Origin of the sequence: Rhizobium sp. NFR03 (genome assembly GCF_900111275.1) — a bacterium.
In the GTDB taxonomy this organism is placed as follows: Bacteria; Pseudomonadota; Alphaproteobacteria; order Rhizobiales; family Rhizobiaceae; genus Ferranicluibacter.
This window is the reverse complement of sequence record NZ_FOGR01000002.1, coordinates 505,751-520,026: the sequence shown is the minus strand read 5'-3', so window position 1 is coordinate 520,026 and position 14,276 is coordinate 505,751. Positions and strand designations below refer to the sequence as shown.

The following is a 14,276-nucleotide window of genomic DNA, read 5'->3' as shown; positions in this document are numbered from 1 at the left end:
TCCTCGTGCCCTCAGGTGCCGGAGGAGAGTACCATCGCCCAATAGGGCCGGTTGCCGGAGGCAGGGTTGCGCATGACAGCAACGCCCAGTCCTGAATAACCGGGTCCGAGCATGTTTTCGAGATGTTTCGGCGAGTTCAGCCAGGCAAGGTAGGCCTTTTGCGCATCGGCCTGTCCAACCGCGATATTCTCGGCCGCCGGAAGGGTGACCGACTGGCTCCTCATGCGGCCGCCGAAGCTGTCGGTGATGCCGATCAGGTGGGCCATCTTGCCGGCTTTGGCCATGCGGCCGGCTTGGGAAAGAGCGGCGCTGGCCGCGGCGGGGTCACGCGACAGAGGGTTCAGGCCGCGCTCCTTGCGCAGACCGTTGATCAGGCCAAGCGTCGCCTCGGTCTGGTCGCTGCCGTCCCCGGGGGGCGCCAGCACCGACGTCGTGCTGCAACCGGCGAGACCGGCAAGCGTGACAAGGGCCGCCGTCTTCAGGAGGGTGCGGCGGTTCTGCGTGGAACGAACGGGCATATTATCGGCGGAAACTCAGGAGCCTGAGGACGATGAAGATCGGAATGACCACTGCGGCACCGATCAGCAGATATTCGCCGACATCGCCCAGCGCATCGAAGCCGGTATACCAGAGCTCGACGAAGAAATCGCGGATGCTGCGGAAGATGCCATAGGGCGTCCAGCCGAAGACGGTCATGACGAAGCCGACGATCAGCGACAGGACCAGCAGCTTCACGATCACCCGGCCGGGCGTATCGCCAAGGAACCTGTTCACACCATCGGCCATGTCTATTCGTCTCCTTGCGCTACGTCACGCCTGCCCTTGCAGGTGCCGGCCTCGAAGGTCCCGGCTCTCCGCATGTAGCGGTCGCCGCTCTCTGTCGCAAGGATTGTGGGCGGAATCGCGGCGCACACCCGATCGCTCGCGAATTCCCTTTTCTCGCACCCGGCGACAGCCTATGTCGTCGCCAGTCGCTCGCCATCCGGCATCCGGCGCAGGAGCTTCGTCATGAATCCGCATCAACTGTCCTCCGGCGACCTCATCGCCGACCGGCGTGCCGAATATGCCCAGATGCTGGCGGCGAGTGGGGATCATGCCGAAGCGGCCGATCTTATGCGTCAGGCGCTGGAGCTCGCGCCCGACTGGGCCGCCGGCTGGTTTCGCCTTGCGGAGCACGAGGAAAAGTCCGGAGAGCGTGAAGCGGCGGCGGCATCGCTTGCCCGTGTGCTCGACCTCAACCCTGATGATATTTTCGGCGCCCGCCTGAAGCGCGCCGTCCTCGGCGCCGACGACGTTCCGGGACAAGCGCCCAGCGCCTATGTCGCGCGGCTCTTCGACGATTATGCCGACCGTTTCGACGCGGCTCTGGTGGAGCGCCTGGACTATACCGTGCCGGGGCGGCTGGCGGAGATGGTGGAAAGCTTTACGAATGGGGCGACGCTTGAGCGCGCCATCGATCTCGGCTGCGGCACCGGCCTCTTCGGCGCAGAAATCCGGCCACATGTCGGCATGCTGGAAGGCTATGATCTCTCGTCCAACATGCTGGCCAAGGCGGCCGAAAAGCATCTCTACGATCACCTCGGGGAGGCCGATCTTTCAAAGCCTCTTGCAGCGTCGGGTCTCATTGCACACGATTATCCCGAGGGTCGGGCGGATCTCGCGGCTGCGGCCGACGTCCTCATGTATCTCGGCGACCTCGTTGCGGTTTTCGCCATCGTGCCGCATCTGTTGAAAGCCGGAGGACTGTTTGCCTTTTCCGTCGAAGACGCGGAAGCCGCTCCCGTAAACAGCTCCGCAGACGGCTTCCTCCTTCGTCCATCGCTGCGCTATGCACATTCCGAAGCCTATGTCCGCGGCCTGTGCGAGACGGCAGGGCTCGAGGTGCTCGACGTGGCGCGCGCGACCATTCGCAAAGATGGCGCGCAAGACGTCGCCGGCATCCTGTTTCTTTCGCGCAAGAGCCTCTGAGCGACGCTTTATTGCGAATTTGAAATAGGTCAGTATTCCTTACGTATTTATCTTGCAAAGCTCTCGAAAACGCCGATGATATCGGTGTTTCCAGAACATGCCGCTCAGCGCGCAGACGTTCTCATGTGCGTCTTCTAACCTCTCCGCCACAACGCCTGTCGATACCGACCCAACGCCTTTTCGGAGCGAATGCCATGTCCTTGATTTCGGCCCTCGGCTTCTGGAACACCAATGCAGCGCGTCATACGCCGATCGAGGATGTGCAGGGCGTGTTCACCGGCAGTGTTGTGTCGGCGCTCGGTCTTTACATCCTTGCCAGTGCCGGGCTCCTCACCGGCAGCACGGCCGGTGTGGCTTTTCTGCTGCATTATGCGCTCGACGTGAATTTCGGCCTCGCCTTCTTCCTGCTCAACCTGCCGTTCTTCTATCTCTCGCTCAAGCGGCTGGGATGGGCCTTTACCATCAAGACCTTCATCGCCATCGGCCTGACATCCGTCATTGCCGACATGCAATCGCGCTTCTTCGTGATTTCGAGCATTCATCCGGCCTGGGCTGCGCTGCTAGGCGGGCTGCTGCTGGGCTACGGGCTGCTGGCGCTCTACCGTCATCGGGCCAGCCTCGGCGGCGTCGGTATTCTCGGCATCTATCTACAGGAGCGTTTCGGTATCCGGGCCGGTCTCGTGCAACTCGTCATCGATCTCTGCGTGCTGACCGCCGCCTTCTTCGTCACCCTTCCCTCGGTCGTCTTCTACTCGGTTCTCGGCGCCGTAGCGCTCAACCTCTTCGTGACGATCAACCATCGGTCCGATCGCTATATTGCGCTTTGAACCCGCCGCGTTCGGGCGTCATCATTTCACGGTATTGAAGCCTTCGAGCCAGGCGTCGCGCTTCTCTCGGCTTGACGTGGCATAGGGACAAGACCGCAACGGCATGCCTTGGAACGCCGCGTTCCTTCCCTCGCATCGCAAGCGAGCCGCCTCTTCGGGCGACAGCGCCGGCTCGATATCACCATGATCGCCAAAGGGCGGCGTCATGTCTCGCTTGAGCCTTGCCTCGATACTCCGCAAGGTGTTGAGCACCGGAGAGGTTGCCTCGGTGATCCGTCTGTTTTCACGCTCTCCTGTTTGTCCCGGAATAACGAGCGTCATCGGCTTTTCCTCCTTCTGTCCACCTTGTCTATCAGCGCTACATAAAATACCCGGAGCTCGCTTCAAGGGCCGGGTCGGACGCCGGTCTGTGGCGCCGCTTCGTCCATGGCCTTGCGAACCTTCTCATGAACGTCCTTATCCTTGTCGGACTCACCATCCATGTTTTCGTCATGATGGGCAGCATTGCCGCCATCCTTGCGTTCCAGCTCACGGTCGATGGTCGCACGGTCGCCTTCGGCGGGTTCCTGAAGGATCTTGTTGTCGATTGGGCCCGTGTCTTTGGTGTTCATGGTGCCGTCCTCTCGGTCTTGCAGAATTGTTTTTGGTAACGAGAAGAAACGAGTTGCCAAATCGATGGTTCCTTGAACGGTTCGGGACCTTCCCGTATCCGCTGCAAAGCCGTATGGCTGTCTTTTACCGAGCAAGGAGGCACGACATGACGGCGGTCAGGGGAGCATTCACGGCGCTGATCCACTCGCAGGCGGAGCGGCATTCGCTGCTGGAGGACGCGCAGGGCATCATGGCCGGCAGCATGCTGGCCGTGCTCGGCGTCGCGCTGCTGCAAGGGGCCGGTCTCTTCACAGGCGGAACGGCGGGCGCAGCCTTTCTCCTGCATTACGCGACAGGGCTGTCCTTCGGCGCCTGCTTCTTCGTCATCAACCTGCCGTTCGCCTATCTCGCCTATCGCCGGCTGGGGGTCGCCTTCACGATCAAGACCTTCGCAGCCATCGCGCTGACCGCCCTTCTCTCCGAGGTCGTGCCGGTGCAACTCGGTCTTGCAAGCGTCGATCCGCTGGTTGGCGGGCTTTTCGGCGGGCTGTCGATTGGGGCGGGCATGCTGGCGCTGTTCCGGCACCGGGCCAGCCTCGGGGGTATCGGCATTCTCGCGGTCTACATTCAGGATCGCTTCGGCTTCCGGGCGGGCCTCGTACAACTCGGCTTCGATGCCATCATCCTTGCCTTCGCCGTATTTCTCGCAAGTCCCTTCATCATTCTTTGCTCGGTGCTGGGCGCACTGGTGCTCAACCTCACCATAGCGGTGAACCATCGCAAGGATCGCTACATCGCTTTCTGATCGGGAAAGCCCGTTGGCGATTTGCACGGCTTGAACCCTGCGGGCGTCTGGAAAGAGCGGGGTGCGCGTTCTACATTCGTACCCGTGAAACAGATCCCCTCCGCCCAGCCCGCATCGCCGGCCTTCGCCTTGCCCGAACCGTTCCTGCGCTGGTTCTCGCGCAAGGGCTGGCAGCCGCGCGCCCATCAGCTCGATCTGCTGGCGCGCATTCGCGGCGGCGAGAGCATGCTGCTGATCGCGCCCACCGGGGCCGGCAAGACGCTCGCCGGCTTTCTGCCCTCGCTTGTATCGCTCACCGAACGCGGACGCATACCGCCCGGTAGCGGGTTTCACGGCATCCATACGCTCTACATCTCGCCGCTGAAGGCGCTCGCGGTCGATATCGAGCGCAACCTGATGACGCCTGTCGGCGAGATGGGACTGCCGATCCGGGTGGAGAACCGCACGGGCGATACGCCGCAATCCAAGCGCCAGCGCCAGAAACTCGATCCACCCGATATCCTCCTGACGACGCCGGAGCAGCTGGCACTGCTGATCGCCAATGGCGAGGCGGAGCGCTTCTTCAAGAACCTGGAATATGTGATCTTCGACGAGTTGCACTCGCTCGTCACCTCCAAACGCGGCCATCTGCTCGCGCTCGGGCTTGCGCGGCTGAGGCGACTTGCGCCGGGGCTGAAAACGATCGGCCTTTCCGCAACGGTGGCCGACCCGTTGGACCTTCAGCGCTGGCTGGTGGCGCAAGTGCCGGACCGTGAGGAGGCTGCCGGCCTCATCACGGTTTCCGGCGGAGCGAAGCCCGACATCTCCATTCTCGCCAGCGAGGTGCGCGTGCCTTGGTCCGGACATACGGCAAGCTATGCCATGCCGGAGGTCTACGAGGCGATCAAGCGGCATCGCACCGCCCTCCTCTTCGTCAATACGCGCAATCAGGCGGAGCGGCTGTTCCAGGCGCTCTGGACTATCAACGACGACAACCTGCCGATTGCGCTGCACCACGGCTCGCTCGATGTCGGCCAGCGGCGCAAGGTCGAGGCGGCCATGTCGGAAAACCGATTGCGCGCGGTCGTCGCGACATCGACGCTCGATCTCGGCATCGACTGGGGCGACGTCGATCTGGTCATTCACGTCGGCGCGCCGAAAGGTGCGAGCCGGCTGGCCCAGCGCATCGGCCGCTCCAATCACCGCATGGACGAGCCGAGCCAGGCGATCCTCGTGCCGGCGAACCGCTTCGAGGTGATGGAATGCCAGGCGGCGCTCGATGCCAATTATCTGGGCGCGCAGGACACGCCGCCGGTCGGACGCGGCGCGCTCGATGTGCTTGCCCAGCACGTGCTCGGCATGGCCTGCGCCGCGCCGTTCGATCCGCTGCAGCTTTACGACGAGATCACCAGCGCCTCACCCTATGCCGATCTCACATGGGAGACCTTCGAGCGCATCGTCGATTTCGTCGCCACCGGCGGCTACGCGCTGCGCACCTATGAGCGCTATGCCCGCATCCGCAAGACGGAGGACGGGCTGTGGCGGGTGTCGAACGGCAAGGTCGCGCAGCAGTATCGGCTGAATATCGGCACCATCATCGAGTCGCCCACGCTGAACGTGCGGCTCGTCGGCAAGATGGCCAGCAAGGCGCGCATGGGGCGCGGCGGCCTTTCACTCGGCAAGGTGGAGGAATTCTTTCTGGAGATGCTGTCGCCCGGCGATACGTTTCTCTTCGGCGGCAAGGTCATCCGCTTCGAGGGCATCCACGAGAACGAATGTCTGGTGACGCAGGGCTACAAGCTCGACCCGAAGATCCCCTCCTATGCCGGCGGCAAGTTTCCGCTCTCGACCTACCTCGCGGCACAGGTTCGCCGCATGCTGGCCGATCCCGAGGCCCATGCCGACCTGCCGGAGCAGGTGCGCGACTGGCTGGCCATCCAGCGCGACCTGTCCATGCTGCCGCGCGAGGACGAGCTGCTGATCGAGACGTTTCCTTATGGAAACCGCTACTTCATGGTGGCCTATGCCTTCGAGGGGCGGCTTGCGCACCAGACGCTCGGCATGCTGCTGACCCGCCGGCTCGACCGGGCCGGACTGAACCCGATGGGCTTCGTCGCGACCGACTATTCGCTGGCGATCTGGGGCATGGAGGATATGACGCAGGCCTTCGCGGCCGGTCATCCGTCGCTCGCGGACCTTTTCGACGAGGATATGCTGGGCGACGACCTCGAAGCGTGGCTGGACGAGAGCTATCTCCTCAAGCGCACCTTCCGCAATTGCGCCATCATTGCCGGGCTCATCGAGCCGCGCCATCCCGGCAAGGAGAAGACCGGGCGGCAGGTCACGGTGTCGAGCGACCTGATCTACGACGTGCTGCGCAGCCACGAGCCGGATCATATCCTGCTGGAGGCGACCCGCAACGATGCGGCAACAGGGCTTTTGGATATCGGGCGGCTTGGCGATATGCTGGTGCGAATCAAGAGCCACATCGTTCACCGGCCGCTCGAGAAGGTTTCGCCGCTCGCCGTTCCGATCATGCTGGAAATCGGTCGGGAATCCGTGCCGGGTCAGGCACCGGATGCGCTTCTGGCGGAGGCCGCAGACGAGCTGATCTTCGAGGCGATGGGGACACATGCCGACGTGCCGGGCTTTTCGCAAAGGTCTGACATGCCGGAGCTTTCGGAAGACACTGACACGCCGGTGCACTGACCGGCAGGAATGACGCCCTGATGCACCGCCTCTACCATGCCAGCCGCACCGCGGCCGATGCCTATCCAGCCCTCTCCGAGCGCATCGCGATCAACGGCGTGGCAGCCGTCTGCGATCCGCTGGGCGGTCTGCATCTGCCGGACCACGACGTGCTCGTCGTCTCCGACCTGCATCTTGAAAAGGGCTCCGCCTTCGCCCGGCGCGGCATGATGCTGCCGCCCTACGACACGCTGTCGACGCTGAAGATCCTTCAGGCCATCATCGCCCGTCACAACCCGAAGACCGTCATCAGCCTCGGCGACAATTTCCACGATCGCGTGGGATCCGCCCTCATGCCCGAGATGTTCCGCCAGATGATCGTCGATATGGCGCGGGGCCGTGAATGGATCTGGATCAACGGGAATCACGACCCGGATGGCGCAGCAACCCTGCCCGGCACGTCTCTCGACGAATTGCGGCTGAATGGCCTCATCTTCCGGCATGAACCGAGCCTCGAAGCCGTTCCCGGCGAAATCGCCGGCCATCTTCACCCCGCCGCCATCGTCCGTCGCCGCGAAAAATCGGTCCGTCGCGCCTGCTTTGCGACCGACGGCGCCCGCCTCGTCATGCCCGCCTTCGGCGTCACCACCGGCGGCATGGACCTCGCCCATCCCAACATCTGCCGTCTGTTCGACCAGACGAGACTCACCGCCCACATGCTCGGCCGGGACCGGATCTATTCGGTACGGTTTGCGAATTTGCGGGGGTGAGTTGGGTTTGTGCGCAGCGGGTGTAGCAGCCCCTCATCCGGCTGCCGCCACCTTCTCCCCGCGTGCGGGGAGAAGGGACACGTTGCACCTTTTGCGCCACCAACAAACATCAGATTGAACGGTGCCACGCGTCTCTTCTCCCCGTCAAAACGGGGAGAAGATGCCGGCAGGCAGATGAGGGGCTGCTCCGGGTCCTGTTTAAAACGCGTTGAACGTCAGCGTCGTCAGCGAGCGGGTGATGCCCGGGACAGTGGCGATGTGGTCGTTGATGAACTTGCCGATGTCCTGGCCTTCTTCGATATAGACCTTGATGATCAGGTCGTAATCGCCTGAGGTGGAGTACATTTCCGAGACGATTTCCTTGCGATAGATCGCGTCGGCGACCTCGTAGGTCTTGCCGGGGGCGCATTGGAGCTGGACGAAGATCGGCTTCATGACAGTTGGTCCTTGAGATGTTTCCCGACGACATAGGGCAGAATCGCTGTCTGTGGAACCGGTCCGTGCCGAAGGTCGTGACGCGTCACGTCGGGACGCGACGGCTATTTCCTCAATCGCGTCGGAAGGCGACGGTTATTTCTTAATCGCGTCGGAAGGCGACGCTGGCGGCCCAGCCGGTGACGACGGCAAGGAGGACGGCGAAGAGGCCGTAGAAGAAGGGGTGCTTGTGGGCGGCTTCCGTGATGGCGGCTTCGAGGCCCGTCTTGATCACCCGGAGCGGCAAGGCCTTGGCAGCGACGAACACGCCGTCGCGGAAGAGGTAGGCGCGCACCACATGGACGCCGTTGGGCACATCAGCCGGCAGGCGCACGGAGGCCTTGAACAGGCTGGCGGAGATGAACTGCACCCCGCCGGGATCGCGCTGATAGACGCCGCTTGATTCACGAAGACGCCGGAAGGCGCTGCGAAACTCGGTGACGCTGCTGCCGTCTCCGATATAGCCGATCGGGCTTAGCGTCATATGTGCGACGCCGATGCCCATATTGTTCATCTCGTTGGGCGGCGCGATGTCGTCGATGTCCCGGGTGCTCGAGAGCGAGTAGGATTCCGGCACGAGTTCGAAGGTCATCGACTGCGTGTTGACCCAGATGCCGAAGACGCGGCGCTTCTTGCGTACGGTCGCACTTTCCTTCGGGCCTTCCAGCGAGACCACGATGTTGTATTTGCCCTGCGCCAGAAGATCCGGCGCAAAACCGTCGATCGCGCCGAAGATCGTGAGGTCGGCGCCGCGGAAGTCCGAGGTGATAGCGATCTCGTCGGTTGAAATGCCGATATCCAGCTTTTCGGTGAACTCCTCGCTGCCTGTCTGTGCGATCGCCGGGGACGAGAGAGCCAGAGCCGTGAGGACGATTGCGAAAAGGCTGGGTACAAGACGGGGCATCAGAAGCCGGACCCCGACGAGATAACCGAATAAATGTCCGCGGGCGGCAGCACGAGTTCGACTGCAAGCCGGATGCCGACCGCGAGCACCAGAAGGGCCAGCAGCGCCCGCAATTGCTCGCCGCGCAGCTTCTGCCCGACGCGCACGCCATATTGCGCCCCGATGACGCCGGCGATCATCAGCACGAAGGCGAGCACGATATCGACCGTGTAGTTGGCCGTCGCCTGGACGATGACGGTGTAGGCAGAGACGAAGATGATCTGGAACAGCGACGTGCCTACGACGACATTGGTCGGGATGCGCAGGAGATAGATCATGGCGGGCACCATGATGAACCCGCCGCCGACCCCCATGACGGAGGTGAGAATGCCGATGCAGAAGCCAAGCCCTGCGACCGGAATGACGCTGAGATAGATTTTCGACTTCTTGAACCGCACCTTCAGCGGCAGCCGGTGGATCCAGCCGTGATGGCCGGGACGGCGCAGCGGCATGGCCTCGTTGCGCTTGGCGCGCCGCAGCGCATTGATGCTCTCGGCCAGCATCAGCGAGCCGACGGAGCCAAGCAGCAGCACATAGGCAAGGGAGATCACCAGATCGAGCTGACCGATACGGCGCAGGGCGGCAAAGATCCAGATACCGAGCGTCGCCCCTGCAAGACCCCCGAGCAGCAGCACCGTGCCGAGCTTGATATCGATGGTGCCCCGGCGGAAGTGGGTGATGGCGCCGGAGATGGAGGAGGCGACGACCTGGTTTGCGCCGGTGGCAACGGCGACGACCGGCGGAATATTGTAGAAGATCAGAAGCGGCGTGATGAGGAACCCGCCACCGACACCGAACATGCCGGAGAGAAAGCCGACGGCGGCCCCCATGCCGAGGATGATCAGCACGTTCACCGACAGTTCCGCAATGGGCAGGTAGATCGTCACGGCCGGACCTCAAGCGTCGAACAGAACAGCGCACCTGACGGACGCGCCGAAATGAGGCAGCGTGATCCTTTCGGATAGCGCGCCCTTTGCCTCAGTATGCACCCGGCTGCTGCATAATGTCTAAACGACATCCGGTTTTCTGGACCCTCGTCCCGGACGCGGCGACATGCGCGTCCGATTGCGTCACGATGTCATCAACCGTTGCGCTTCAGCAGTTCCTTGACGAGCGCGTCGGTGATGCGACCGTTCGGCTCCTGGCCGATCGAGGTCTGGAAGGCCTTGATGGCGTTCACCGTCTTGGCGCCGAGTTCGCCGTCCGGCGTGCCGGCATCGAAGCCATTATTGTTGAGAATGGCCTGGATGTTGCGCACGGCCTTCTTCATATCGACGGAGGACGTCTTGGTGCCCTTGCCGACCCAGGTGTCCGGGATGGTCGTGTCGTTGCCCTTCGGGTCGAGCGTCGCCGGCTTCCAGGCGGCAACCTTGGTCTTTGCCGCCGTCAGCTGCTCGGCAGACAGTTCCTTTTCGACCTGATCGCGCTTCTGCGCCGCATCCGTATCGCCATCGGCTGCCGCAACCGAGAACCACTTGTAGGATTCCAGGAGATCCTTCGCGACGCCGTTGCCGCGGGCATAGAGGATGGCGAGGTTGAACTGGCTGTCGCGCAGACCGAGATCGGCGGCCTTCGCAAACCACATGCTGGCGAGCGTAAAGTCGGGATTGGCGCCGTTGCCGCTTGCCAGCATGACCGCAAGGTTGTGCATGGCATTGGCATTGCCGCTTTCGGCAGCCTGCTGATAGAGCGCGCGGGCTCTGGCGGGATCACGGGGAACGCCGGTGCCCTTTTCGTAGAGGCTGCCGAGGCGGTATTGCGCGGGAACCACGCCGGCATCCGCCGCGCGCTGGTACCATTCGGCGGCTTTGGCGAAGTCGGCCTTCACGCCGCGACCCTCGGTGTAAACGGCGCCGATTTCGAAGTAGGCCTTGGGATCGCCGGCACGGGCTGCATCGGCAAGGGCCGCTGGCACGATTTCGGCGGGCACGTTCACGGGAGCTGCAGCCGCAGGTGCTTCTGGAGCAGAAGCCTGGGCAACGGGGGCTTCAGCCGGAGCATTTTCGGCGGCCGGTGTCGTCACCTGTGTCTCGGCTTGCGATGCCGCAGCGCTTTCGCCGGCGGCTGCGTCGCTTTGCGGCTGGAGCGAACTCAGCGGCGCGACACCATCGTCCGCCGCCTGCGGCGCAGGTTCCCCCGAGGGCGCTGCGAGCGTCGGCGCCGACCCGGAGGACGTTTCCGGTGCGACATCGGCCGGCGCCGTTTCCATCGTGGCTGGCGTCTCGATGGACGTGACCGGCGCAGTTGCCTGCTCGTGCTTCATCAGCGTGCTGACGAGCGGATAGGAGAGGATGGCAAGCAGCACCGCGCCGACGGCCATGAGGATCGGACGGCGATGACGGGCAAGCGCGCCCGGGGCTGCACCGGGACGCGAGGCCGAACGGTTGCCGGTGTCCACTTCCTGGGCTGCCTGCTGGGCCGCACGGCGCGCCGCGGCGATGAAATCCGACTTGTCGCCGTCTCCGGAAACAGTGGGCCGCGCCGCCTGCCCGGCGCGCACGCGCTCCAGGATCTTCTTGACATCCGGCGTACCGGAGCCCGGCTCCAGCAGCTGATTGGCAGCATCGGGATTGATGGTTTCGAGCGCATCGATGGAAGGCGTCGGCTCGACGAACTGGCGCTCGACGGGAGCCGCCGGCTTGCCGCGCTTTGGCGAAAAGCGGCTGGCGAGGCCGGAGAAAAGGCCGGTGCGGGCGGCGGGTGTATCGACATGGGCTGCTGCTGCGGGCTCACGGATGTCCGCATCGTCGAAACGGTGCGCGTCCAGGTCGGCATCCTCGGACACCCGCTCATCCCGCTCCATGAGCGAACGGGCCGTCAGATCGGCCGGCATCGCGACGGTGGCGCGCATGTTGCGCGTCAGGTCGTCATAGCTGTTGCCGACGTCTTCACGCTCCAGAAAGGCGGGCGTTTCGGCACGCGGCATCGGTGCCGCCGTGTCACGACGTCCGAAGGCGGGAGCCGGTTCATCGCGCAGCATGGGCGCGGTGGCACGCTCCTCGATGCGCTCCAGCTTGTCGGCAATGTGCACGAGCGTCTCGTGCAGCGCCTCGAAGGTACGGGCGGTTCGCTCGTCGCTCGACCGGCTCAGGTCCTCCAGCGTCTTCAGATCGTCGGCAAGCGCCGAGATGGCGGCGATATCCGCAACGGCCGGGGATGCCGACTGCGTCATGCCGTTGCGCGTATAGGCTTCCATCACGGCTTCGGCAGCCTGACGGGCAGCCTCGATGATGTATTCGTCGCTGGAGGCAAGGTAATCCTCCAGCGCATTCATACGGCCCTCCACGTCGGCGGGCACGCTGGGTGCGGCCTCGCGCGGCTCGCTGATGAGAAAGGAAAGATTGGCGATCTGATCCTGCAGGCTGCGCAGCACCTGGCCATCGTCATAGGGAGCGGCATGCGTCTCGTCGAGACGCTGGGCGATGCCCGACAGCTGGTCTTCCAGCCGCAGGAAGCGATCGTCGACCATCGGTACCGGGCTATCGAGGCCATCGATGCGACGGGCGAGATCGTCGAAGCGGCGGGCGAGCGTATCGCTGACATCGCCGGTATCGAGCGCGTCGATCTTGGCGGAAATTTCGGCGAGGTGACCGCTCAGGTCCGGCTGTGCGGAGGCGCGTTCAGCGCGCTCCATCATGGCGGAGAGATGGTCCAGCCGCTCTTCGAGGCGGGCAGCCGCTTCCGCATTGACCAGATCCTCGACACGAGCGGAGAGCGCTTCGATACGGGCAGCAAGGCCATTGTCGGCGGGATAGGCGAGATCGTCGATCTGGCGCGAGAGGTCTACGAGCCGGCTTTCGACACGGGTGACGCCCGGGCTGTCGGAGGTCGATGCGGTGCGCCCGCTCGCGACGATGGCACGGCTGATTTCGTCCAGACGCGCGTCGAGATCGGCGAACTGCTCCTGGAAGCGCCGGTCGTCGGGCTGCATGTGCCGACCGATGAGGTCGATGGCCTGGGCGACGGCCACGAGCTTGTCCTCCAGCGCGTAGAGCGCCGGGCCATTGTTCATGGTGCCGAGCTGCGACTTGATCTCGTCGAGCCGGTAGGCCAGCGCAACGAGCTCGTCATCACGCGCGGCATCGAACACGTTCAGCCGATCCTCGACGCCGGTCCAGCGGCTCTCGATGCGGCGCACGCTGTCCTCGCGGGCGAGACCGTCGATCATGGCGCGCATCTCTTCGAGATCGGCCCGCAGGGCATCGCTTTCGGAGGTCGTCGGCTGGCGGCCTAGATCGGCCAGCGACAGCGACAGGCGTTGCAGGTCCTGACGGATGTCCTGCGCAAGCGCATCACCCTGCGTGGCGGCAGCGGCGATACCATGCATCTCGCTGCGCAGCGACGACATTTCGCGGGAGAGGCCCTGCTCGATATCGCGCTTCAGGTCTTGGCGGAGGCCGACCAGCGCATTGGCGATGTCGCGGACAGCTGCATCCGACATGGCAGCAGGTGCTGCCTGCGGAACGGGACGCGGAATGGAGCGTACCGGCTCGGCGGCGACCCGTGAAGCACGGTCGTAATCCAGAGAGCGCCGCGGCTGGCGCTCGTCATAGGCGGGCATGACGTAGCGCTCGGGCGAGCGGTTGGCAGGGGCCGGGACCGTTGCTGGCGTCGAGGGCGCACGCGTCTGGATCTGATGGCGCTCGGTCGCCTTTTCCAGACGGGTGGCGCTCAGCGCGCGCTGGCGCTGCAGGATTTCGGAAATGGCGTCGGCACGGGAAACGGGACGTTCGGCAGCGACAGGACGGGCATCGGCCCGAGGCTGTACAGCGGTTGCTTCCGGCGGACGGGCTTCGCGCTTGGCGGGGGCGATCAGGCCTTCGATACGGGCCTCCAGTCCCTCGATGGTACGGTTGAGAGCTTCCAGCGAGGAGCGCTCGCCGTGGCGAACGTCAGGACGCTCGTCGGCCGGCATGCCCATCCGGGGAGGATTTGATCGCGATCCGTTCATGTTTGCTTTCGCCTCTTCGCCTGGCATTCCCCGAACACGGCTCAAGGATCAGGCCCCTTGTGCCGGTGGACAAGGCTGCGGACGACTCGGAACGGAACAAGCAGCATTGACCTCTCGCGCCACTTTCCCGGAACGTGGTAAACAAGCCGTTAACCTGCTCGAGGATTTTGGATTCCACCTTCGGAAATGCCCGCCTCGTCCCGCCAGCGGGGGGTATTTTCTGCGTCGGAATGTTCAGGCAAAATGCCGCAGTCGCGACTTTTGACGTTTACGCGCACGT

12 protein-coding genes and 1 pseudogene are annotated in these 14,276 nt (G+C 63.9%); 5 read left to right on the top strand and 8 right to left on the bottom strand.

Annotated elements, in window-relative coordinates; all coding sequences use genetic code 11:
- Positions 1 to 11: 11 nt before the first annotated feature.
- Both BSG19_RS07720 and BSG19_RS07715 read right to left on the bottom strand, forming a co-directional pair.
- The gene (locus tag BSG19_RS07720; protein WP_092986484.1) at positions 12 to 518 is read right to left on the bottom strand and encodes a CAP domain-containing protein; all 507 of its coding nucleotides are present in this window, start codon (positions 516 to 518) and stop codon (positions 12 to 14) included.
- Between the two features lies 1 nt (position 519).
- Positions 520 to 786: a DUF6460 domain-containing protein gene (locus BSG19_RS07715; protein WP_092986482.1), complete on the bottom strand. Its 267-nt coding sequence runs from the start codon at positions 784 to 786 to the stop codon at positions 520 to 522.
- Between the two features lie 222 nt (positions 787 to 1,008).
- Here BSG19_RS07715 and BSG19_RS07710 point away from each other — a divergent pair, with 222 nt between their 5' ends.
- Together BSG19_RS07710 and BSG19_RS07705 are read left to right on the top strand one after the other, a co-directional pair.
- Positions 1,009 to 1,968 (top strand): class I SAM-dependent DNA methyltransferase, encoded by a 960-nt coding sequence (locus BSG19_RS07710; RefSeq protein ID WP_092986480.1) that lies wholly within the window; start codon positions 1,009 to 1,011, stop codon positions 1,966 to 1,968.
- A 194-nt stretch (positions 1,969 to 2,162) separates the two neighbouring features.
- Positions 2,163 to 2,795 (top strand): YitT family protein, encoded by a 633-nt coding sequence (locus BSG19_RS07705; RefSeq protein ID WP_092986478.1) that lies wholly within the window; start codon positions 2,163 to 2,165, stop codon positions 2,793 to 2,795.
- A 21-nt stretch (positions 2,796 to 2,816) separates the two neighbouring features.
- Here the strand turns inward: BSG19_RS07705 and BSG19_RS07700 are convergent, their stop codons facing one another.
- Together BSG19_RS07700 and BSG19_RS07695 are read right to left on the bottom strand one after the other, a co-directional pair.
- Positions 2,817 to 3,182, bottom strand: a complete 366-nt coding sequence (locus tag BSG19_RS07700; RefSeq protein WP_139274740.1) for an Rmf/CrpP family protein — start codon at positions 3,180 to 3,182, stop codon at positions 2,817 to 2,819.
- Positions 3,179 to 3,406, bottom strand: a complete 228-nt coding sequence (locus BSG19_RS07695) for a hypothetical protein (protein WP_092986474.1) — start codon at positions 3,404 to 3,406, stop codon at positions 3,179 to 3,181. Before BSG19_RS07695 ends, BSG19_RS07700 begins: the two co-directional genes overlap by 4 nt.
- A gap of 146 nt (positions 3,407 to 3,552) precedes the next feature.
- Here BSG19_RS07695 and BSG19_RS07690 point away from each other — a divergent pair, with 146 nt between their 5' ends.
- The 3 genes and pseudogenes from BSG19_RS07690 (at position 3,553) to pdeM (ending at position 7,628) form a co-directional block, all read left to right on the top strand.
- Positions 3,553 to 4,191: a YitT family protein gene (locus BSG19_RS07690; RefSeq protein ID WP_092986472.1), complete on the top strand. Its 639-nt coding sequence runs from the start codon at positions 3,553 to 3,555 to the stop codon at positions 4,189 to 4,191.
- Positions 4,192 to 4,275: 84 nt separating this feature from the next.
- A pseudogene (locus BSG19_RS07685) lies at positions 4,276 to 6,804 on the top strand (ligase-associated DNA damage response DEXH box helicase); the annotation flags it as partial.
- Between the two features lie 95 nt (positions 6,805 to 6,899).
- Positions 6,900 to 7,628: a ligase-associated DNA damage response endonuclease PdeM gene (gene pdeM, locus BSG19_RS07680; protein ID WP_092986468.1), complete on the top strand. Its 729-nt coding sequence runs from the start codon at positions 6,900 to 6,902 to the stop codon at positions 7,626 to 7,628.
- Between the two features lie 198 nt (positions 7,629 to 7,826).
- On the opposite strand, the gene BSG19_RS07675 is transcribed toward pdeM, so the two are convergent.
- From BSG19_RS07675 to BSG19_RS07660, 4 genes are all read right to left on the bottom strand, one after another.
- Positions 7,827 to 8,063 (bottom strand): Lrp/AsnC ligand binding domain-containing protein, encoded by a 237-nt coding sequence (locus BSG19_RS07675; protein WP_092931997.1) that lies wholly within the window; start codon positions 8,061 to 8,063, stop codon positions 7,827 to 7,829.
- 142 nt (positions 8,064 to 8,205) lie between these two features.
- A complete protein-coding gene (locus tag BSG19_RS07670) occupies positions 8,206 to 9,009 on the bottom strand; it encodes a TIGR02186 family protein (protein ID WP_170865910.1) in 804 nt (267 codons plus the stop codon).
- The gene (locus BSG19_RS07665; protein ID WP_092986464.1) at positions 9,006 to 9,932 is read right to left on the bottom strand and encodes a sulfite exporter TauE/SafE family protein; all 927 of its coding nucleotides are present in this window, start codon (positions 9,930 to 9,932) and stop codon (positions 9,006 to 9,008) included. Before BSG19_RS07665 ends, BSG19_RS07670 begins: the two co-directional genes overlap by 4 nt.
- Positions 9,933 to 10,126: 194 nt before the next feature.
- Positions 10,127 to 13,996 (bottom strand): peptidoglycan-binding protein, encoded by a 3,870-nt coding sequence (locus BSG19_RS07660; protein ID WP_092987317.1) that lies wholly within the window; start codon positions 13,994 to 13,996, stop codon positions 10,127 to 10,129.
- Positions 13,997 to 14,276 lie beyond the last annotated feature (280 nt).

What these genes read in the sequence shown, in the direction of transcription:
- BSG19_RS07720 (WP_092986484.1), bottom strand. Translation starts at nt 518, where the DNA reads ATGCCCGTTCGTTCCACGCAGAACCGCCGCACCCTCCTGAAGACGGCG.
- BSG19_RS07715 (WP_092986482.1), bottom strand. Translation starts at nt 786, where the DNA reads ATGGCCGATGGTGTGAACAGGTTCCTTGGCGATACGCCCGGCCGGGTG.
- BSG19_RS07710 (WP_092986480.1), top strand. Translation starts at nt 1,009, where the DNA reads ATGAATCCGCATCAACTGTCCTCCGGCGACCTCATCGCCGACCGGCGT.
- BSG19_RS07705 (WP_092986478.1), top strand. Translation starts at nt 2,163, where the DNA reads ATGTCCTTGATTTCGGCCCTCGGCTTCTGGAACACCAATGCAGCGCGT.
- BSG19_RS07695 (WP_092986474.1), bottom strand. Translation starts at nt 3,406, where the DNA reads ATGAACACCAAAGACACGGGCCCAATCGACAACAAGATCCTTCAGGAA.
- BSG19_RS07690 (WP_092986472.1), top strand. Translation starts at nt 3,553, where the DNA reads ATGACGGCGGTCAGGGGAGCATTCACGGCGCTGATCCACTCGCAGGCG.
- pdeM (WP_092986468.1), top strand. Translation starts at nt 6,900, where the DNA reads ATGCACCGCCTCTACCATGCCAGCCGCACCGCGGCCGATGCCTATCCA.
- BSG19_RS07675 (WP_092931997.1), bottom strand. Translation starts at nt 8,063, where the DNA reads ATGAAGCCGATCTTCGTCCAGCTCCAATGCGCCCCCGGCAAGACCTAC.
- BSG19_RS07660 (WP_092987317.1), bottom strand. Translation starts at nt 13,996, where the DNA reads ATGAACGGATCGCGATCAAATCCTCCCCGGATGGGCATGCCGGCCGAC.